The sequence below is a fragment of the Psychrosphaera sp. B3R10 genome (genome assembly GCF_018861025.1).
Classification (GTDB): domain Bacteria; phylum Pseudomonadota; class Gammaproteobacteria; order Enterobacterales; family Alteromonadaceae; genus Psychrosphaera; species Psychrosphaera algicola.
On record NZ_JAHKQH010000016.1, the window covers coordinates 1 to 20,665 of the forward strand.

Here is a 20,665-nt window from a genome sequence, read left to right on the forward strand (position 1 = left end):
AGCTTGCGAGGCAGGTCCAACAGCTTAATCAGGGGAAAGTTTCCTCATATCCTGAAAAAATATTTTCCCTGTGTTTATTTTATTTATTAGTAGCAAATTCTTTGGGGTGCTTGCAACGTTTATGTTTGGGAGATTGTAATCTTTTGGTAAATTTGTGGAAATGAGGAAAGTTTCCTCTTTTTCTGACTTAGGAGGAAAAACATTCAATACTGTATATAAAAACAGTCTAAAACTAAAACTAAAACTAAAACTAAAACTAAAACTAAAACTAAAACTACTCCAGTATGGGTCACAGCACATAAAAAAGGAACCTTTTAGGTTCCTTTTTTAACAATTGAAATGAGGATTACTTACACTAAACCTTCTTGGGTTTTTACGTGTTCTTTTTTGTGGTTTTCCGCAATTTCATCTGCAAGTTCTTGGCGTGAACGTTTTTCTGTTAGCTTACGTTCTGTTAACCAATAGAAGAACATTGGTACAAAAAATACAGCTAGGAACGTTGCAGCCATCATACCGCCCATGACCCCAGTGCCTACACTATGACGTGCGCCTGCCCCAGCTCCAGAACTGAAGACTAAAGGCACTACACCAAGGATAAAGGCAAGTGATGTCATAATGATAGGTCTGAAACGTAATCGTGCAGCTTCAAGTGCCGCGCTACTCGCGCTCCAGCCTTCTTGATGTTTCATTAGGGCATATTCAACAATCAATATGGCATTTTTACTCGCTAACCCCAACAGGGTAACTAGGCCAATTTGGAAATAAACGTCATTTGTTAGGCCTGCTATCCAAACTGAAATGAGTGCGCCAAATGTACCAAAAGGCAAAGCTAACAATACTGAAATTGGTAATGACCAACGCTCATAAAGTGCTGCCAGTATTAAAAACACCATAATTACAGCCAAGCCTAAAGCTAAACCAGTTGTACCCGAACTTTGGTTTTCTTGATACGCGGCACCCGTCCATTCATACGTTAAGTTTGGTGGTAATACTTCTTTTGCAATGCGTTCCAATTCAGCAATCGCTTGACCAGAACTATAACCCGGTGCGGCACTACCTAATAATTTAACTGCTGGTAAGTTATTATATCGGTCTTGACTGTCAGGCCCGCGACTGAACTTCACATCAGCAAAAGCCGAGATAGGAACCATTTCACCAGATTGACTCTTAACATATATACGGCCTATGTCTTCAGGCGAGTTTCTAAACTCTGCTTCTGCAGACATTACGACCTGCCATGCACGACCAAACTTATTAAAGTCATTTACGTAGTAAGTGCCTAAGTTGCCCGCTAACGCACTAAACGCATCACTAATATTAATGCCCATTGCACGAGCTTGTTCGCGGTCAAGATCAACACTAAGTTGCGGAGCATTTGGACGCCATAACGTTTGTATGCCACCTAATATTGGACTTTTTTGCGCTGCCCCCATTAAGATCTGCATGCCTTGTTTAAGCTCTTCGGTACTGTTGTTGCCTTTACTTTGTAGGTAGACTTCAAAGCCGCCAGTATTGCCTAACCCCATAATTGCAGGTGGGTTAAACGCTAAAACTAAGGCTTCTTTAATATGTGCGGTTTTCATAAACAATTCGCCGACCAAAGAGTTGGTGTCTTGTTCACGTTCGCTCCAATCTTTTTGGGTAACGAATAACGTTGCGGCATTATTTTTATAACCACCACCGATGAAGTCAAAACCAGTAAACGCGACAATGTCTAAGTTCGCAGGGTTTGAGCGTACGGCCTCTATTACTTCGCCAACAACTTCTTCTGTGCGGGCCAATGATGCACCATCTGGCAAAAATACCGCTGATATATAAAATCCTTGGTCTTCATCTGGTACTAATGAACTTGGTGTGTTTTTCCACATCGCGCCAGTAATTGCAATCATACCGACCACAAGTACCAAACCTAAAAAGCCACGTCGAACCATAAAGCTAACCGTACTTACATATTTACCTGTGATTGCAGTGAATTTGCGATTAAACCAAAGGAAAAAAGCAGACGTTTGTTTATGTTCTTGTTTTAAGATCAAAACACAAAGTGCTGGCGTCATGGTCAAAGCCACAACACCTGACAAAAATACCGATATTGAAATTGTTATTGCGAACTGACGGAACAATTCTCCCGTTAAGCCACCTAAAAATGCGATAGGAACAAAAACTGAACACAACACAAGAACGATGGCGATAACTGGTCCACTGACTTCTTTCATTGCTTTAATTGCGGCTTCACGCGCACTAACACCTTCTTCGTGCATGATACGTTCAACGTTTTCTAGTACAACTATAGCGTCGTCGACAACAATACCAATGGATAACACCATGCCAAATAAGGTTAGCGTATTGATTGAATATCCAAGCATATATAAGCCAGCAAATGTGCCAAGCAATGAAACAGGTACTGCCAATGTTGGAATTAATGTCGCTCGCCAGTTTTGTAAGAATAGGAAAACAACTAAAAATACCAATACCATGGCTTCTGCTAATGTTTTTACAACCTCGGATATAGAAACTTCTACAAAACGAGTTGTGTCATAAGAGGTTGAGTGTTTTAAACCTTGTGGAAACGCAGCTTTAACCTCAGCCATTACATCATTTACGTCACTTGCAACATCCAAAGCATTTGAGCCAGGTTTTAAGAATACACCTAATAAGACGGCCTCTTTGCCATTAAATGTTCCCTTAAAGTTATAATCTTTGGCTCCTAATTCAACACGCGCAACGTCTTTTAATCGTAAACTGCTGCCATCAGGATTTGCTCTAATAATAATGTTTTCAAATTCTTCAGGCTGTGACAGACGTCCCTGAGCAGTTACGTTATACACTAACTCCTGTGGCGAACTCGACGTAGGCGTCGCACCAATTTTACCGGCGGCATATTGAGAATTTTGACTTCTAATTGCACCGGCAACATCATCTACAGTCACTTTTAACTGGCTCATGATATCTGGACGCAACCAAATACGCATTGCGTAATCCTTGGCACCAAAAACTTGGACACTGGTGGTTCCAGGAATACGTTTAACTCGGTCTAGAATATTTAACGTCACGTAGTTTGACGTCCACAAACTCGATTTACTGCCATCTGGTGAGTAAAAAGCATGGATCTGCAAAAAGCTTGAAGACGCCTTTTCAACGACAACGCCCTGTCTGCGAGTTTCTTCTGGCAACCTTGCTTCAACCTGTTTAACTCGGTTGTTTACATCTACTGTTGCTTTATCTACGTCTGTGCCTATTTCAAATGTAACTGAAATAGTTACTACGCCTGAACTTGAAGAGGTCGATGACATATACATCATGCCTTCAACGCCAGTAATAGCGTTTTCGATCGGCGATGCAACGGTTTGCGACAGTACTTCTGCAGACGCACCTGGGTACATTGCTGTTACATTTACAACCGGAGGCGAAATTTGTGGGTATTGTGCAATAGGCAAGCTTCGCATTGAAGCTAAGCCTGCTAATACAATGACAATGGAAATGACAAACGCAAATATGGGTCTGTCAATAAAGTATCTTGAAAACATGAACTGTCCTTTTATTAACTTACTTTGCGTTTATTTAGTTGCTGTTGGTGCGGCTTCTTGAGCAATTGCGACCGGCATACCAGGGAAGAAAATACGTGCCATCCCATCAATTATCACTTGGTCACCTTGTTTCAAACCAGAACGGACAACCCAAAAGTTTTTAATTTCCCCGTCAACCGTTTGTTGTACCCACTCGCCAACTTTAATAGGTGCAGGTTGCGCTATCAACATGCCGTTTTCTGCTTTAGCCGCCAGGTATACAAATTTGCCAGTTCCGTTGTCTAAAACGGCTCGTTGTGGCACTACGTAAGCATTTTTACGGATAGCACCAGATAGCGAAACCCGTACAAATTGTCCCGGTCGTAAACTAAATTCAGGATTAGGAATAATGGCTTGTAATTCACTTGTGCCAGTTGCTTGATTTACACGAATGTCGTTGAAGTTAACAGATCCAGTATGAGCATAAGCAGAACCATCTTGTAGTTTAATGCTTGCTTGCCAGTGACCATTTTCAGGTAACGTTAGGCTGCCGGCAGTTTGGTCTTTACGCATCGCGAGTTGTTCACGCTCAGACAAACCAAAACGTAAACGGATTGGGTCAAGTTGCGTAATTTGGCTCAATAGGAGCTCTGGGCCTGATACAAATGTACCTACAGACACAAATTCTCGACCCATTACACCACCGATAGGCGCTTTAACTTGAGCGTAATCTAGATTCAATTTAGCTTGTTTTAATTCGATTTTTGCTTTGTTCACTTCAGCTTCAGAGACTTCAACGGAGGCCTGGGCACTATCTAATTCACTTTGAGAAATAGACATAGTGTTTTTTAATTTTGATAATCGAGCGACATCTTTATTTGCTTTATTTAACGTTGCCTTGGCACTTTCTAAAGACGCTTCGGCGCGAGCCACAGCCAATTGATACGGTTCAATATCGACCGTGAACAAAGACTGCCCTGTTGTTACAGTTTGGCCTTCATCAAAATTTCTCGATGTTAAAATACCACCCACACGCGAACGTACTTCAATTTCTTTTGAACCAGACAACGTCGCTGGTAATTCAATATTAAAAGGTACGTCCTGAGTCGTTGCCGACATAACCTGCACACTCGCAGGAGGCATTCCACCATGGCCACCGGCAGAAGGTGTTTCACCGCAACCAACCATTATAAGAGAAATGACTGTTAAAACAGGGAGTTTTAAAAGGGGTAAAACTTGAATATTCTTAATTTGCATATTGGTTCCAAACTCAATTCAGTACGTTTATAAATAAGGGGTTAAGCAAAAGTAAACGATAGTGTATACTAAAAATAATTACAGGTACACGCAATCGTTTACTTTGTTTGTAAAAAATATTAAATTGTCCGTTAGCATGTTAATTGAAACGGTAACTATTATTTAAAGGCGCGAAAAATTATGACCTTATGCAATTCGCTAGGCAATTGTCCGGAGAAAAGTAACTCTAAACAAGACGATATCTTGTGTGCCGCTATTAGTGAATTTGCTAAATTTGGTGTTTTGGGCTCCACCATGGAACATATCGCCAAACGTGCTCAAGTCTCAAAACGAACGTTATATAAAAATTACGCCAACAAAGATGAATTGTTTGACGCCGTTATAGATTTGCAACTCGGTACAATTAGTCGCCTAACAGAATGTCCCTATCAAATGGATATTCCTATGTATGAGCAATTGAGAAAACTCGCTTACCAAGCAATTAAGTTAACCAATAATGAAGATTATTTAACGCTGTCACGTATCGTGATCATTGAGTCCATGCGTTCTAAAGAAGCTGCGGATAAGGTGAATTCAAAATTTAAAGACTGCGAAAAAGGCATGTCTGGCTGGTTTTCCACAGCCGAGCGAGCCGGCGCATTGGAGGGGATCCCCGCAAAAACTGCGGCAACTATGTTTTATGGTAGCTTAAAACAATTGGTTTATTGGGAACGAGCAATTAAATGGCAACCGGAACGCACAGAAGAAGAGTTGTCAGTGATGGTAGAACAAGTATGTAGTGTGTTTGCCAAAGGCTTTAGTTCAACAAATTAGTGCGCTCCTATACCCTTGCCTTAGTGGGAATTTAAAGAGCTCCCGAAAGTTGCCAGAAACTCCACCTTAGCTATAATTACCGTCATATCTTTATGAATACACGCCACTTTTTTAAATCAGCAACTCTGACCCCATGCTATTCGTAGCTAAAGGCAAGTGGCAGGTTTATTGCTCTTTACAAGTTCAGTGACACGTTATTTATAATAACCAGTATATTCAAATTTATTGTAATAAATAACAAATACCTATAAATCAATGCCTTGCATTTAGTTAATCAGATTTCAAGCCCTAATTAGCGTAAAGGAGTTAAAGTGACAATTGATACATTATGGTTAATGTTCGGCACCATTTTGGTGCTTATCATGCAGGCAGGTTTCCTCTGTTTTGAATCTGGGCTTACCAGAACAAAAAACTCTATTAACGTCGCTATGAAAAATTTAGCCGATCTGGTTGTCACTTTTATGGTGTGGTGGGCTATCGGATTTGGACTTGCGTTTGGTGATTCCTGGGGTGGCACATTAGGCACTAATTATTTTTTTGTTACTATAGATCAAAACACCCCTGAATTAGGCAGTTTCTTCTTATTTCAAGCAATGTTCTGTGCCACCGCTATTACAATTGTATCTGGCGCTGTAGCAGAACGAACTCGGTTTTTAGCCTACTTGTTTATTGCCGTCATCGTCGCATCCCTTATTTACCCAATATTTACCCACCTGACTTGGGGAGGAGCTTTAGGCGGAGATAAAGGTTATTTAGGCAACATAGGTTTTGTCGATTTCGCCGGTTCCACAGTAGTGCACAGTTTAGGCGGTTGGGCATCTTTAGCCGCGGTTATCATCATTGGGCCTAGAACCGGAGTTTTTGAAAAAGGCCGTCAGCATATTTCAGCAAGTAACTTAACCCTAGCTACCTTAGCCATTATTTTGTTTATTATTGGCTGGATCGGTTTTAACGCAGGAAGTACCTTAAAGTTTAACAACTTAGTGCCAACTATTATTGTAAATACTATTATGGCGGCCATGGCCGGCGGTATCAGCAGCTATTTACTTAGCTCGTTCGCGAAAAACCCTAATGTTCAAACGAGCGTTGCGCCATTAAATGGCATAATTGCGGGATTAGTATCTATAACGGCGGGCTGCCATGCCGTCGGGCAACCTGCGGCCATTGTCATCGGTGCCGTAGGCGGCGTTATCGTCTATTACGGTTCGGCCTTGTTAGTTCATTACAAAATAGACGATGCCATTGATGCGATTCCGGCTCATCTATTTGCTGGCATTTGGGGCACAATTGCTGTTGCGCTATTTTCTGACTTAGAGTTATTAGGAACCGGATTGTCTCGCTCGGAGCAGTTTCAAGCGCAACTAATAGGCATACTAATTTGTGCGGTTTGGACCTTCTCTATTACTTGGATGCTATTAAAACTTATTAGTCGATTTTATCGACTACGAGTCACGCCTGAGGAAGAATATGTAGGGCTGAACGTTTCAGAGCATGACGCTCGAACAGACTTAGTTGACTTCTTATTGTCCGTAAATGACGCTAATGTTGATGAAGATTTGTCGAAGCGTCTACCTGTTGAGCCGTTTACCGAAGTAGGCCAAATAGCCCAAAAATACAATCAATTAATGGAACGCGCTGAAGATGCGGTTCAAAAAACCAAAAACATTATTAAAGATGTTCAAGCTGGTATTCTTACTTTAAACAAAGACGCTCAGGTAATAAATGCAAATCCAGCTGCTAAAGCAATTTTTGGTATCTCCGATAGCCATCACTTCCCTATTCCCTTTGAACAATTAATTACCCCACAAAAAGCTCTCGCTTTACCACAACAGGTTAACATCACCCATCTGCCCTGGGTGGCCGTTTTCGACACCATCGAAGAGATATTTGTTGAAGGTGAACTTACCACAACAAAAGAACCGATCTTCCTTAATATGACGGCGTCTGCCAGTAGCCACAGTGAAGATGAAACCATTTGTTTCGTACACGACATCACTTTACAAAAAATTGCCGAAAACGATTTATTCCAAGAAAAAGAAAAAGCCAATAAAACGCTAGATTCGATTGGTGACGGGGTTATTTCAACTTCACCTAGTGGCAACGTACAGTACATTAACCGTACCGCAGCCAAACTCACTGGCTGGTTAGACAAAGACGCCATAGGTAAACCACTACATCGAGTGTTTTGTGCTGTTGATAAAATCACTGATCATCCAAACGATCAATTAATCACAAAGATAAATCAAAATCGCAAAACCATTATTACTCAAAAAAGCCAATTGCTATTTAGTCGTAGTGACGATGTATACGCCATTCGTTATACCGCCTCCCCTATTTTTGATAAGGAAAATAAGCTAACTGGCATTGTTATTGTGTTCCAGGACATCACTCAGTCTCAACAAATACAGTCAAAATTAAACCATCAGGCAACCCACGACCCGCTTACCGACTTGTTTAATCGCCGAGAGTTTGACATTCGCCTACAACAAATTGTTGATGACGTGCAAAGCCAGCCTAAATCTGGTGTCGAACATAGTTTAATATTTATCGATTTAGATGAGTTTAAGTTTGTTAACGATATTTGCGGCCATGCCGCGGGTGATACGTTATTAAAAGAAGTCAGTAGCATTATGAATGAGACAATTCGTCATCAAGACACGCTAGCGCGTTTAGGTGGGGATGAATTTGCCATTATACTAAATGACTGCCCAATTGAGCGAAGCTTAGTCATTGCGGAAAAAATTAAACTAAATATATCCCAGTACAAATACAAACAAGATAAAAAAGAGTTTGGTGTCACCACGAGTATTGGTGTTGCAGAAATAAATGCACAAACCACTAATGTACAAGATGTGTTGATACAAGCAGATTCTGCGTGTTACACCTCTAAAAAGCGCGGTAAAAACCAAGTCTCTGTATTTAAAAAAACCGATGCTGAAATCGAACAAATTAGCGGCGACGCGCATTGGGCTGGTCGATTACAAGAAGCGGTTATTCAAGAAAATGGGTTTGAGCTCTTTTTCCAACTCATTACGCCGTCGACGAGTCATACAAAGGGGCAAAAACCACCTCTGCATTTTGAAATTCTAATCCGAATGAAAGAAGCTGACGGCTTAATAATACCGCCAAGTGCCTTTTTACCGGCGGCTGAACGTTATGGTTTAATTCATCGTATTGACTCTTGGGTCATTTGCCACACGTTTGCCTGGCTAAATAAGCAAAGAAAAACTCTGGCAGGCCATAAAATAAAATGCGCGATAAATTTGTCCGGCAAATCCATAGATAAAACCGAAATTATTGAAGAGATAGAAATTTATCAAAAGGAATTTAATATTAATCCAGCCGATATTTGCTTTGAAATAACTGAAACCGCCGCCATAGGAAGCATATCCAAGGCGTCTGCTTTCATTGAACGATTGCGTGCTGAAGGATTTAAATTTGCACTAGACGACTTTGGCGCGGGCTTATCTTCTTTTAACTATCTCAAAAACCTTCCCGTCAATTATCTAAAGATTGATGGCAGTTTTATCAGGAACGTAGACAACGACCCGCTCGATCAGGCTATGGTCAAGTCTATGGCAGACATTGGCAAGACCCTAGGCATTGAAACCGTCGCTGAATTTGTCACCTCAGAAGCCATCGCAGATTACCTAATAGATGTCGGTGTCGACTACTTACAAGGCTTCCATTTTCATAAACCAGAACCCTTAAACAATTTAGTGCATATTGTAAGACGAGATCAGATAGGAAAGTGACATGGATTTATCAACCACGTTAATGTAATTTCATCTAATGGTTAGCGGTTTAGTTTGTACTTTGCCTGAATTAACCTAAAGTTAGATTAAGTCATTAAAATGAATAAAAATAGCAATCCAACGCTTGGTAACACGATCCAAATATAGGTAATTGCCTAAAATTAAAAAGTCATTTAATTTCAATTAGAAATCAAACTAGAAAAAATAGCATAACAAACCAAATCAAAAACTTACGTTAATCTATAAAACTACGTCAAACTTTACGTTATTATATACAAGTTACACTCAGTGAAATTGGATATATTACTAAAATGAAATACAAATGCTTGCTCTAGATATTCGTACTCTGCTCGTTGTAACTGCGCTCACCTCGACGATTGCCTCAGGTGCATTATTTGCCTTGTGGCGAGCTCAGGTAAAGCAAAATGGATCTGGCTATTGGGCTGCTGGGATGTTTTGTGTTGCTCTAGGAAGCATATTCATATCTGGCCGTTATAAACTGCCGGATTTTATTTCTGTTGTTTTGGCCAACACGCTTTTTGTTGTTGGATTTGTGCTTTTTCTACGGGGGATTTGTATCTTTACCGAACGCCCATCCAAAATGTTGGTCAATTATTCTCTCACACCAATTGCTATGGCGCTCTTTTATTACTTTTATTATATAAGCCCTGATATAAATATAAGAATTGCTGTACTTTCAACAGCCTTTGGCATTACTTGTTTTACAATTGTTACCACTTTATTGAAGGAAAAAAACGCGCCTTGGCGTACAGCAGGATACGCTGTTGCGATAGTCTTTGGCATGTTTGGACTGTTCCACAGTTTGCGCGGTGCAATTGCATTAGCTTTACCCTTTAACACCTCTTTAATGCAAGACAGTATTTCCACAAGTATTGTATTTTTAGTCGGCATTTTTATGTTAGCCGGAATTACCATTACGTTAATTTTATTAGTTTATACCAGCTTAGAGTCCAAGTTTAAGATAGTATCACTTGCCGTCGACCAATCCGCTTCTTCGATAATGATCACGGATAACAAAGGAATTATCGAATATGTTAACTCCGCATTTTCAAAAAATACTGGCTACTTAGAGAGTGAAATTACTGGTAAAAAGCCTAAGTTATTAGGCGCTGAAAACACGCTTTCTAAAGTGAACAAAGATATATGGAAAACAATTAAGACAGGAAATACATGGCGTGGTGAATTTCAAAATCGCAGAAAAAATGGCCAAGTTTATTGGGAACTCACCACGATAACGCCTGTAAAACAAAATAATGGACAAGTTAGCCACTACGTTGCTGTGCAAGAAGATATAACCGCATTAAAGGAAGCCGAAGCACGCATCCTTCATCTAGCTTACCATGATGTTCTAACGGGGTTGCCTTCTAGGCGACTTTCAATGGACCGATTATCAAGTGCACTCTCTGTTGCTAAGCGTAATAAAACCAAAGTGGCAATGATGTTTGTCGACCTAGATGGATTCAAAGCGATTAATGATACCTTTGGACATGATGCTGGCGACAAAGTTCTGAAAGAGACAGCGAGTCGACTGCAGGCCGTCGTAAGGGAGGTTGACACAGTTGGACGCGTTGGTGGTGACGAGTTTTGGGTTATTCTTACCAATGTCGATGACCAAAAAATCATATCAAATATTGCCGATAAAATTGTAAAATCGGTGTCTACCCCTTATCAATTTAATGATGCGTTAGCAAAAGTCACGGCCAGTATTGGTATATCGGTTTACCCTGACCACACTTTAGATGCTGAAGAACTTGTTAAACAAGCTGATCACACCATGTATAAAATAAAACAGCATGGAAAAAATGACTTTGAATTTGTTAAACAACTTGAGCCAGCTAGTTGATACCAATAATGCCAAGCGCTAAGCTTTAATTTCGATAAATTCGTTGGAAGCATCCAATCGCAACGGAATACCCATCAAGATTAAGCTTGTTCATCAATTGGCATCTATATGAATACCGTCGAGTTTAATGACTTTGTATTTTGATTCTGACAGCTGTATTTCTAGATTTTGCAAGCTGTAAGCTAAATCCTTATTGTCTGGCACGTCGATTCGAATAATCCGATTTTCCCAACCTTTCTCAGTGTTGGTCCAAATTTTGCCTCGATAATAACCATTTTGATCACCAATGGTCAGCATCTCCGGTGTGCCATCTTGATCCAAGTCGATAGAAATACGATATTCAACGTTAGTCCACCCGTTAAAGTAATTATCTTTATTGTTGATATAAGCCAATAAATCTGGATTAAATGCATCCTTATTTGGCCAATATACTATTTCGACTTCTGGCTCTGCCTCGCCGACTTTATTGCGGTTGTCTTTGCTTACCCTCTTTTTAATATAGCGATATTGTTTGTCTATTACGACGGCAATTTCGGGGTCGGATTGAGTGATTTCTGTTTTTAACTGCTGCATGGCTAAATAACCAGGTCGACCTAATGAACGACTAAAGTAACGAATGTCGAGGTCTTTTAATAGGACTTCACCGCTATAATATCTGGCCATTTGGCTATCGCTTGATATCGCTTTAAAGTTTAATAAAGGAGAGTTCACCAATAATACAAATGCAAGTACAACCAAACCCATTACAACGTTTACTTTGCTTTGAATAACCAACCAATTATCACGCAACCTAACAATACCAATGAAGTAACCGGCCACAAAACAACTAAGAATAAACCAAACGCTTAATGCCCATAGCCGATCCGGTGTCAATCCATATTGGTCAATTCGAACTATTATTCCGTAAACCGAAATGACCGAATAAACCGGTAAAATGGCCACACCTATCAAGATAAAACGGTGCACTATAAAATGGTACGGTTTGTTGTCGTTCCCTTTATGGTAAATGGCGTTAACAAAAAATAAACTCAGTGCAATAAGCCATAGTAATAAGAAACTGCCAGACTTTGTCTGCCATAGATTATCTAATCCAGTAAAAGGTAAAGTAATCAAAAAACCTAATGAAACAAAAATTAAAACCGGCAATAAAAACGTCATTAATGTTTGTAAAATGGTGGAAATATTGTCAGTAAGGTAACCGATTTTACGAAAAATATAGATGGCAAATGCCGACGCGAGTGTAAGAACGGGCAGCCAAAACCACTCTTCCATTAGCAACTCGCTAAATAACTTAATACCGAGTAAATCAAACAGTGCCGCACCTAAATGCAAAATACCAAAAAATATAGCCATGAAAATAAGAGTAAGGACAAAAATAATCGCATTACGCCACGACGCAGAAAATAAAGACTCGTAATTTACCCTTTGATTATTTACCAATAATTTCATATACATAATTGCTTTAAAGCAAGCTATCAGAATCGCAAATGTAAAAACAAACAAACTGCTACCTAATGAAGGAAAGGCACTATATTGATGACTGGTATACGCCCCTAACGCTGAGATAAATAGAGTAAAAGGCAGTAAATATTTAATAATGGCTTTGTAGTCGTGTTTACTTGCCGTTAATAAAAACAAGCTTGGGAAACTGATAAAAAATGTCACAAGAGCGACAAGCCAGATTAAATCACTGCCTGGCCAAAAGCCCAAATCAACGCTTTTATATAAATAGGCCAGTGTAAGGCCCTGAAGCAAGGCAATAATAGCGATAGATATTCGAGATAGCTGAGCGCCGTAATAGGCAGTCTCTTCTTGTTTTAAATGGCTATTTCCCGCAATATCATGGCCAGAAAATGAAGAATGTTCTTTAGTCATATTAACAACTCCTTGTGTACTTTTAACTAAATTGGCTTTGTTTAAAAAGGGGTTTTATTAGGAACTATGTTTACCACATTATATCGTTCATCGTAATTTGGGAAGGACTATAAGTGCACGACCTCTACACCAAAATTCGCAATAATGGCTTTTGCTCTTCAAGTAACAGATCAGACAAATAATATGCCTGTAAACTGGTCACAAAGGCTTGCGTGGCGTCTGCAAATATTCCTTTAAGCTTACAAGCAGGCGAAATACAACATGGCGGTTTATCACATTCCACGACGCGCATGGTATTTTCTAATAACAGTACCATATCACCAATATTAATTTGCTCTGGAGCTTGGTTTAAAAACATGCCCCCGCCTTTTCCCCTTTGTGTTTGAATAACTTTTGCTTTGCCTAATTGATGAACAATTTTATTCAAATTATTTCGAGAAATCTCGTACGTTTGACTAATTTCATCGATGCTCGCCTTATGTCCAGCGGGCAGCAAAGCCAGATAGATTAGAGTTCGTAAGCCATAATCTGTATATCGTGTAAGTTGCATTAAATGACCTTGATTTATTTGCCCTATGATTGACACAATTAAATGATACATTTAATATGCACCTTTTAAAAGATACATATTATATGTATCTTAAATCAATTGGACTGCAACAATGAATATTTCTGATCTGAGTGTAGAACAAAACATCCCTGCGATTTGGCGACAAGCGTTTAGGCCGTTATTTTTAATCGGGACTTTATTTGCCATTGTTTCAATGGCGCTTTGGGCATTGTTTTTAAATGGAAATATTTCATTATCACCTTATGGCGGACCGCTTTTTTGGCATGCACATGAAATGTTGTTTGGGTTTGTCGCCGCCATTATCGTCGGCTTTTTACTTACAGCAGTGCAAAACTGGACGGGATTACGTGCAACACATGGAAAGCCGCTAGCAGCTCTTGTGACATTATGGCTTGCAGGTCGCATTTTGATCTTAACCAATATATCGCCCTTTCCATGGTTAACAGCTCTAGTCGACATTAGCTTTTTAGTAGTTTCAGCCGTCTTTATGGGCCAGTTAGTATTTAAAGTGAAGCAATACCGCAACATGATATTTTTACCGGTGCTTCTGCTCTTGGTCATAGGAAATTCGCTCACTCACTTATCCGTATTAAACCAGAACCCAGCGTTTTACATTTGGGGAGCGCATAGTACCGTAATGACGATCACCTTAATCATCACAATTATTGCTGGCCGCGTATTACCTATGTTTACCGCTAATGGTACACAGACTGAAAAAGTACCTAATTTAGCCAATCTCGAAACCGCAGTAATTGGTTCTACGTTATTTTTGGCTTTATTGTATCTAACCAATTTATCCTCAACCTTACCAAACATGGTCACGGCACTTGTATTCGTTTTTGCGGCCTGTAGCCATGCAATTAGAGCAATGCGTTGGCGACCACAGGTAACTTTGGGTACGCCTCTTGTTTGGTCATTACACTTATCTTATTGGTTTATACCCGTTAGCTTTGGATTATTTGCCTTGCATAAAGCAGGCGTAAACATAACAGCGTCTACCGCTTTACACGGATTAACGGCAGGTGCGATTAGCTCTATAATATTAGCGATGGTAGCGAGAATTTCATTAGGTCATACCGGCAGAACATTAACGCCCCACTGGGTAATGAAGTATGCTTTTATGTTAATTATTTTTGCGGCAGTAAGCCGAATTTGTGCCCAGCATTTACAAGCTAACATTAGTATAAACATCTATCTCATTGCCGCAGGATGTTGGATCTTAGCTTATCTGTGTTATGTCATATTTTACTGGAAAATTTTAACTAGTCCTCGACCTGACGGCCGCCCAGGATAATGAAAGGATAACGTCCGGATAATGCTAGAATAGCGGTCATCAAAGAGAATATAAGCTGCAAATAGCTAAACAGCATGTTCTCAACACGGATCTAGATGTGGCTAAATACCCTTCTAGTTACGGCTATACATTCTAAAATAGTTAATTATAAAACGAATGTTTTACTTTAGTTCTCAATCTTTTAATATGGAAATTCAACTATCATCAGGCTGCGTTTACCGTTTTCTATCATTATGAAAAATCACCTTTCAATAAGGTCCTACAGTACTAAACCTGTGCGTCATACTCACCAATTTAACCAATTGGTTTTGCCACTGCGTGGCGTGATTAGCATTGACGTAGGCCACTTTAATGGCAAAGTATCGCCTAGTGAGTGTGTTGTGGTTAAAGCTAACGAATCGCATTTATTTACCGCAAATTCTGAAGCCCGTTTTGTTGTCGCAGATATCGACCAACTACCAGACAATATTGCAGCGTCGCAAATTAAAGTATTCGCAATTAGTACACCACTTGTTAAATATTTAAGTTTTATTGAAAGCCAGCTTGAAAACAAAATTAACAATCAATTAGAGCAGACTATGTCTGATATGTTTTTCTTGTTACTCGCCCAACAAACTCTATTACCGAAATTAGATAACCGTATTAACAAAGCCATAGCTTTTATTACTAACAACATTGCAAGCCCCCTCACGATTACCTGTTTAGCGCAAACCGCTTATTTAAGTGAAACCCAATTTAAAAAGTTGTTCAAACAACAAACATCTATGACCGTAATGAACTATGTAACTAAAGTTCGAATGGAAAAAGCCCAGGCGTTATTAACTCACACCGACTACCCCATGCAAATTGTTGGTGAAATGGTAGGTTACAATGAACTGTCAGCATTTAGCCGAAAATTTTCTCAATACTTTGGTTTGTCCCCCACCAAGTTTAAAAAATAACGAAGTCGTAATTGCTAACCAATGCGTCCGAATGGTTAAAACAAATGGTTTATTCAGACTTATGATTTGTGCTGTATTTTTTTACTTTCATTACTTTTAGGTCATTACGTGAATAGACAACACACAAGCTTTACTGGAATTTTAGCCATTATTATCGCCAGCTTTTTGTGGGGCACAACGGGCACGGTCGCTAGCTATTCACCAGACACTAGTCCTTTAGCAATTGGCGCCTTTTCAATGGGTATTGGTGGCCTATTACTTGTCATTAATGCCCACAAAAACCTCTTAATTGACGCTAAGCTGATGTTTAATCAACCTATCGTATTACTTTTTGGTGCAGCCTGCGTGGCAATTTACCCGTTGGCTTTTTACACGTCGATGCGGCTGACTGGCGTTGCTATTGGTACCGTTGTTTCTATTGCAACTGCTCCGTTTTTTGCAGCTATATTAGACCGTCTGATAAGTAAAAAACATATCACTAAACAATGGTTAATAAGCTTTATTGTCGGAGCCGTTGGCATCGCACTTTTAACCTTAGGCCGCGCAAAAAATGAGACTTTGCAGACAAGTGACTTTAGTCAATTGATAGGGATAATATTGGGTTGCATTGCCGGTCTAACTTACGCAGGCTATTCTTGGGCAGCTAGACGTTTAATTGAAACAGGTGCAAAGTCTCAATCGGCGATGTCGGGTCTATTTGGACTTGCCTCTTTAGTACTTTTACCTTCATTGTGGTTTACCGGAGATAACCTATTTGCCAGCGCAACCAATATTTCAGTTGCACTTTATATGGCTATTATTCCAATGTTTTTAGGATATGTATTATTTGGGTATGGATTAACCTTTATTGATGCGAGTAAAGCAACCTTGATTACTTTGATAGAACCTTTAGTCGCGACAATATTGGCCGTCAGTATTTTAGGCGAGCAGTTTAACGCCATCGGCTGGATAGGTGCGCTTTTAGTCACTTTGTGTTTATTAATGCAGACTCTTAAAACTAAAAAACACCAAACATTGAACGCTCAAAACCTGTATTCCTGACGCCAATAGTGAAAACAAAAAGGATAAGCGCTGACAGCCAGCAATATAATATCGGCGTCTGCCAGCGCTTGTCTTTACATTTGGGTATGGTTACCTTTTACGTTCTAAACGTGTTCGCTATTACTTTAATACCGTGACATGACCGCGGTGTTTTCCTTTTGTTTTAGCCGCCGTATTTGTGATCACACACTTCGTTTCTCTTTTTTCGAGCGTCACACACTTATAATAAACATCAAAAAATGAGTCTACTGGTTTAGTTTTACCGTCCCTACTGGAAAGCCAACTGCGAACAGCGACACTAGACGAATAGCTCATGCTTCCATCTTCCATGCCTCTGTGGGACGACGAACTCATCGATACTACTTTAGTTTCAACAGGTTTAACCCCTGAACCAGGCGTGACGACTCGACTAGAGACCTTCAGTTGGGGCGCCTCACTGGCTGTGTCATAAGTTACGTCAAAAAAGACGTCAAAAAAAGAATCGGCGATGACAGGACTGGCGAATACAATCGACAGACATAGAGTTGTGATTTTACATATAGATTTACGCATAGCGACACCTTTAAAGTAAGTTAACTCAAATTAAGTTTAGTTGCTTTTTAAAAGCTTGCATTGGCTTTGACAAATATCATTGTAAACCACCGATGTTTAGCAACTTAATCTAGGCAAAAGGCAACAACCTGCGAAGGTATTTTTGGATTTGATGTTTCTTTACGAGATATTATTACGTTTTTTCACTTGGTAATTGTTACATATAATACGACACCAAAATTTAACATAGAAAGTGATTAACAATACCTTCAGCGCTAAGTTCAGTTAATAAATCAGGACAAAAATATGAGTTCATCTTTATCTACCCGATCTAAATATTGGGCATTATTTTCACTGTCTCTAATGTACTTCTCATGTTTGACTCATGCCGAATTTATTGTCGATGGCCCTGGACATCAAGTCACCGACGGGAGAACAACGATATCATTAAATGGGCAATGGAAATTTGCCACGGATGTTAAAAATAATGGTGTGTCATTAGGATTTAAAAACGAAAAGTTTAATGACAAAAAATGGGACACAATTGACGTACCTGGCAGTTGGAGTTTATACGACAATTATGCCAATTATGTCGGTGACGCTTGGTATCGGCGCACTGTTAACAAACCGAGTTATACAGATGATGAACGTGTCTTATTAAGGTTTGAGGCCGCTTATTACGACACCGATGTGTGGTTTAATGGTCATTTCCTTGGTAATCATAAAGGCGGCTATACCCCGTTTGAGTTTGACGTTACTGAGTTATTGCAACAAACCAATACAATTGCGGTTAGGAATGATAATACCTATAGCGTTGGTGCTTGGTATTATTGGGGAGGTCTGACCCGAGATGTAAGTTTAATTGTCGATTCTGCGGTGAGAATTGTTCGTCAAAAGTTTGTTGCTGAGCCTGACTTAATTAGTGGGCAGGCACACATCAAGACCGAAGTAACAATTGAAAACATGTCAAAAACGGACCGCACCGTACAAATATCTGGTGACTTCTCTGATCTTAACGATAATAGAGCGACTGCGGTTCCGTTTACCACTCAATTTGACCAATCAAATTCAATAGACATACCCGCTGGCCAAACACGCTCCCTGAGCCTTTCCGCGACACTTAATGCCAGTCAATACAAACTTTGGCATTTTGATCACCCCAATTTATATCGCAGTAATGTACAAATTAGCCCCGGCAACTATAGAGTCTCTGATCGCGTAGGCATTCGTAAAATTGAACTGCGTGGGACTGACTTCGTATTAAATGGTGAAAAGGTAAGGTTGAACGGTTATAACCGAGTTTCTGATGACCGAGCACATGGTTCAGTAGAACCCCTGCATGTTATCCGTCGAGATATGGATCGAATGAAAGCGGCTGGGGCCAATTTATCTCGAATTATGCATTATGGGCAACACCCTGCACTGCTCGATTATGCCGATGAAAAAGGCATGCTGTTAACGGTCGAAGTTCCCGTTTGGGGAAAAAAAGCGGATCTGTCTATCGCAAGTAACGCGCAAGTCTACAAAGATATCGATGAATTATTGCAACGAGATTGGAATCACGCCTCGATATTTGCATGGTCGGTCGCCAACGAAATAAAAAGCAGCAATGATACCGGCAGAACGTTTGTTCGTACCATGATGGATTATATTCGCAATCAACATGACACAACTCGGTTTCTAACGTTTTCAACCAATAATGACGTTGTTCCCGCCGAAGCATCACAGTACACGGATTTTGTAAGCCGAAACAGTTATCAAAATTTCGAAAAAAAATCACTGCAAAGCCATAAGTCATTCCCAAACAAGCCCGTTTTCATCTCAGAATATAGCCCCGATGGATTTGTCTACCCTACCTCTAGAGAAAGGTTAAATCACACAACTGGCGCTGATGGTATTATTAAAAAATACCAAAAACAGCCCTGGGTTATGGGCACATCTGTGTGGGCATATAATGATTATCGTTCGACTTATAGAGGAACATCGACCAATGGTTTCAGAGGTTGGGGTTTACAAAATGCCTGGGGGGATTTAAAAAATGCATACTTCCAGATGCAAAAAGCAATGTCAGCCGTACAAGGGCTAACAGCGGTTTCAACCGATACAGGAACCCAAGTCACCTTTAATGCCAAATCCCTCGAAGAATTACCTGCATTCGCCTTAAAAGGCTACAAAATAGTGGTGCAAGGTATCGATAAAAAAGGCCAAGTGGTTGGTGGAAAAGTCGAAAATTTGCAAGACATAATCCCCGGAAGTGGTCAATATAATATAAATATTCAATGGCACAAAAATGGCCTAAACCTAGTTACAGAACGGGTTAGTCTATTAACTCCCACTGGCTACGAAGTAGATGTTACCCGCGTACCTGTTGCCAAACCTAGTACGCCATATGTGCGCCAGATCATCGCCTCAAGTAATTCGATTCGGGTAATATTTGACCATGTATCCGGAGCTAACCAATACGAATTGAGTTTAATAGATGGCAATTTGCTGGATGGGAAGCTAAAAGAAAGCACTGTTCACGTAACCACTAAACAAGAGACCTTTCTTGAAATATCAGGGTTAAAACCTAATCAGCCATACACGTTTAGATTAAAAGCAACAAATTCAGTTGGCGCTACACAGTCAAAGATCACGACTCATACCTTAGTAACCAAAACTGAAATGGCTCCAATCATCCAAGCCGCGATCCCTGTTTCAAACGATTTGATGGTTGGTTTTATTGGTGGCGAACTTCAGACATCTTGGGATATAGAAGTTGCCAGCGCTTCTGATGAACACATAATTAAACGTCAAAACACAACAGTGAAAGGCGCATCACGAGTACGAGGCTTACCTACAAATATCAAACAAAAAGTTCGTGTGCGTGGCGTTAATGAGTCAGGCGATAAAACCGTTTGGTCCCAGTGGTTGTATTTTACCATCGCGGATAAAAACACCAAACCACAACCTCCTGAACTTAAAGGTGTACTTGCTGGTGAAAACGCCGTTGCGCTTGTAATATCGCCCCACCCTCAAGCTGAATATTACACAGTTAAACTCGAAGGCAATAACCATGAAGTTATTAAAAAACTGAAGTTTAGTGCTGTCGACCTTTTGCTAATTGATGGCCTTGTAGATACCAAAATCGACAAAATTTCCATCAGTGTGACAACACCAACCGGAACTTCCGATTTCGCACCGACTTCATGGGGTCAGAGTCTGTAGGATCCCCACAAAT

12 protein-coding genes are annotated in these 20,665 nt (G+C 40.1%); 7 read left to right on the forward strand and 5 right to left on the reverse strand.

The annotated features are described in order from the left end of the window. Positions 1–350: 350 nt before the first annotated feature. Complete coding sequence (locus KO525_RS05200) at positions 351–3,524, reverse strand: efflux RND transporter permease subunit (protein WP_215962738.1); 3,174 nt, start codon at positions 3,522–3,524, stop codon at positions 351–353. A gap of 30 nt (positions 3,525–3,554) precedes the next feature. Further along, positions 3,555–4,760, reverse strand: coding sequence for an efflux RND transporter periplasmic adaptor subunit (locus tag KO525_RS05205; RefSeq protein WP_215962739.1), 1,206 nt, complete (start codon positions 4,758–4,760; stop codon positions 3,555–3,557). Positions 4,761–4,940: 180 nt separating this feature from the next. Here KO525_RS05205 and KO525_RS05210 point away from each other — a divergent pair, with 180 nt between their 5' ends. From KO525_RS05210 to KO525_RS05220, 3 genes are all read left to right on the forward strand, one after another. Next, positions 4,941–5,573 (forward strand): TetR/AcrR family transcriptional regulator, encoded by a 633-nt coding sequence (locus tag KO525_RS05210; protein WP_215962740.1) that lies wholly within the window; start codon positions 4,941–4,943, stop codon positions 5,571–5,573. 311 nt (positions 5,574–5,884) lie between these two features. Continuing rightward, positions 5,885–9,328: an ammonium transporter gene (gene amt / locus KO525_RS19950; RefSeq protein WP_215962741.1), complete on the forward strand. Its 3,444-nt coding sequence runs from the start codon at positions 5,885–5,887 to the stop codon at positions 9,326–9,328. 322 nt (positions 9,329–9,650) lie between these two features. Then, positions 9,651–11,192 (forward strand): GGDEF domain-containing protein, encoded by a 1,542-nt coding sequence (locus KO525_RS05220; protein WP_215962742.1) that lies wholly within the window; start codon positions 9,651–9,653, stop codon positions 11,190–11,192. Positions 11,193–11,285: 93 nt separating this feature from the next. Here the strand turns inward: KO525_RS05220 and KO525_RS05225 are convergent, their stop codons facing one another. Both KO525_RS05225 and KO525_RS05230 read right to left on the reverse strand, forming a co-directional pair. Next, positions 11,286–13,067: a DUF4153 domain-containing protein gene (locus KO525_RS05225; protein WP_215962743.1), complete on the reverse strand. Its 1,782-nt coding sequence runs from the start codon at positions 13,065–13,067 to the stop codon at positions 11,286–11,288. Between the two features lie 124 nt (positions 13,068–13,191). Further along, on the reverse strand, positions 13,192–13,668 hold the full coding sequence (locus KO525_RS05230; protein ID WP_252736754.1) for an Rrf2 family transcriptional regulator: 477 nt from the start codon (positions 13,666–13,668) through the stop codon (positions 13,192–13,194). 61 nt (positions 13,669–13,729) lie between these two features. Here KO525_RS05230 and KO525_RS05235 point away from each other — a divergent pair, with 61 nt between their 5' ends. From KO525_RS05235 to KO525_RS05245, 3 genes are all read left to right on the forward strand, one after another. Then, positions 13,730–14,932 (forward strand): NnrS family protein, encoded by a 1,203-nt coding sequence (locus KO525_RS05235; RefSeq protein WP_215962744.1) that lies wholly within the window; start codon positions 13,730–13,732, stop codon positions 14,930–14,932. A 233-nt stretch (positions 14,933–15,165) separates the two neighbouring features. Further along, positions 15,166–15,873, forward strand: a complete 708-nt coding sequence (locus KO525_RS05240; protein ID WP_215962745.1) for an AraC family transcriptional regulator — start codon at positions 15,166–15,168, stop codon at positions 15,871–15,873. Positions 15,874–15,981: 108 nt separating this feature from the next. Next, positions 15,982–16,914, forward strand: a complete 933-nt coding sequence (locus KO525_RS05245; RefSeq protein ID WP_215962746.1) for a DMT family transporter — start codon at positions 15,982–15,984, stop codon at positions 16,912–16,914. 120 nt (positions 16,915–17,034) lie between these two features. Here KO525_RS05245 and KO525_RS05250 read toward each other — a convergent pair whose 3' ends face one another. Further along, complete coding sequence (locus tag KO525_RS05250; protein ID WP_215962747.1) at positions 17,035–17,466, reverse strand: hypothetical protein; 432 nt, start codon at positions 17,464–17,466, stop codon at positions 17,035–17,037. A 285-nt stretch (positions 17,467–17,751) separates the two neighbouring features. On the opposite strand from KO525_RS05250, the gene KO525_RS05255 reads away from it, so the two are divergent. Beyond that, positions 17,752–20,652, forward strand: coding sequence for a glycoside hydrolase family 2 TIM barrel-domain containing protein (locus tag KO525_RS05255; protein ID WP_215962748.1), 2,901 nt, complete (start codon positions 17,752–17,754; stop codon positions 20,650–20,652). Positions 20,653–20,665: the final 13 nt, after the last annotated feature.

What these genes read in the sequence shown, in the direction of transcription:
- KO525_RS05230 (WP_252736754.1), bottom strand. Translation starts at nt 13,668, where the DNA reads ATGTATCATTTAATTGTGTCAATCATAGGGCAAATAAATCAAGGTCAT.
- KO525_RS05250 (WP_215962747.1), bottom strand. Translation starts at nt 17,466, where the DNA reads ATGCGTAAATCTATATGTAAAATCACAACTCTATGTCTGTCGATTGTA.
- KO525_RS05225 (WP_215962743.1), bottom strand. Translation starts at nt 13,067, where the DNA reads ATGACTAAAGAACATTCTTCATTTTCTGGCCATGATATTGCGGGAAAT.
- KO525_RS05210 (WP_215962740.1), top strand. Translation starts at nt 4,941, where the DNA reads ATGACCTTATGCAATTCGCTAGGCAATTGTCCGGAGAAAAGTAACTCT.
- KO525_RS05240 (WP_215962745.1), top strand. Translation starts at nt 15,166, where the DNA reads ATGAAAAATCACCTTTCAATAAGGTCCTACAGTACTAAACCTGTGCGT.
- KO525_RS05205 (WP_215962739.1), bottom strand. Translation starts at nt 4,760, where the DNA reads ATGCAAATTAAGAATATTCAAGTTTTACCCCTTTTAAAACTCCCTGTT.
- KO525_RS05200 (WP_215962738.1), bottom strand. Translation starts at nt 3,524, where the DNA reads ATGTTTTCAAGATACTTTATTGACAGACCCATATTTGCGTTTGTCATT.
- KO525_RS05235 (WP_215962744.1), top strand. Translation starts at nt 13,730, where the DNA reads ATGAATATTTCTGATCTGAGTGTAGAACAAAACATCCCTGCGATTTGG.
- KO525_RS05220 (WP_215962742.1), top strand. Translation starts at nt 9,651, where the DNA reads ATGCTTGCTCTAGATATTCGTACTCTGCTCGTTGTAACTGCGCTCACC.
- KO525_RS05255 (WP_215962748.1), top strand. Translation starts at nt 17,752, where the DNA reads ATGAGTTCATCTTTATCTACCCGATCTAAATATTGGGCATTATTTTCA.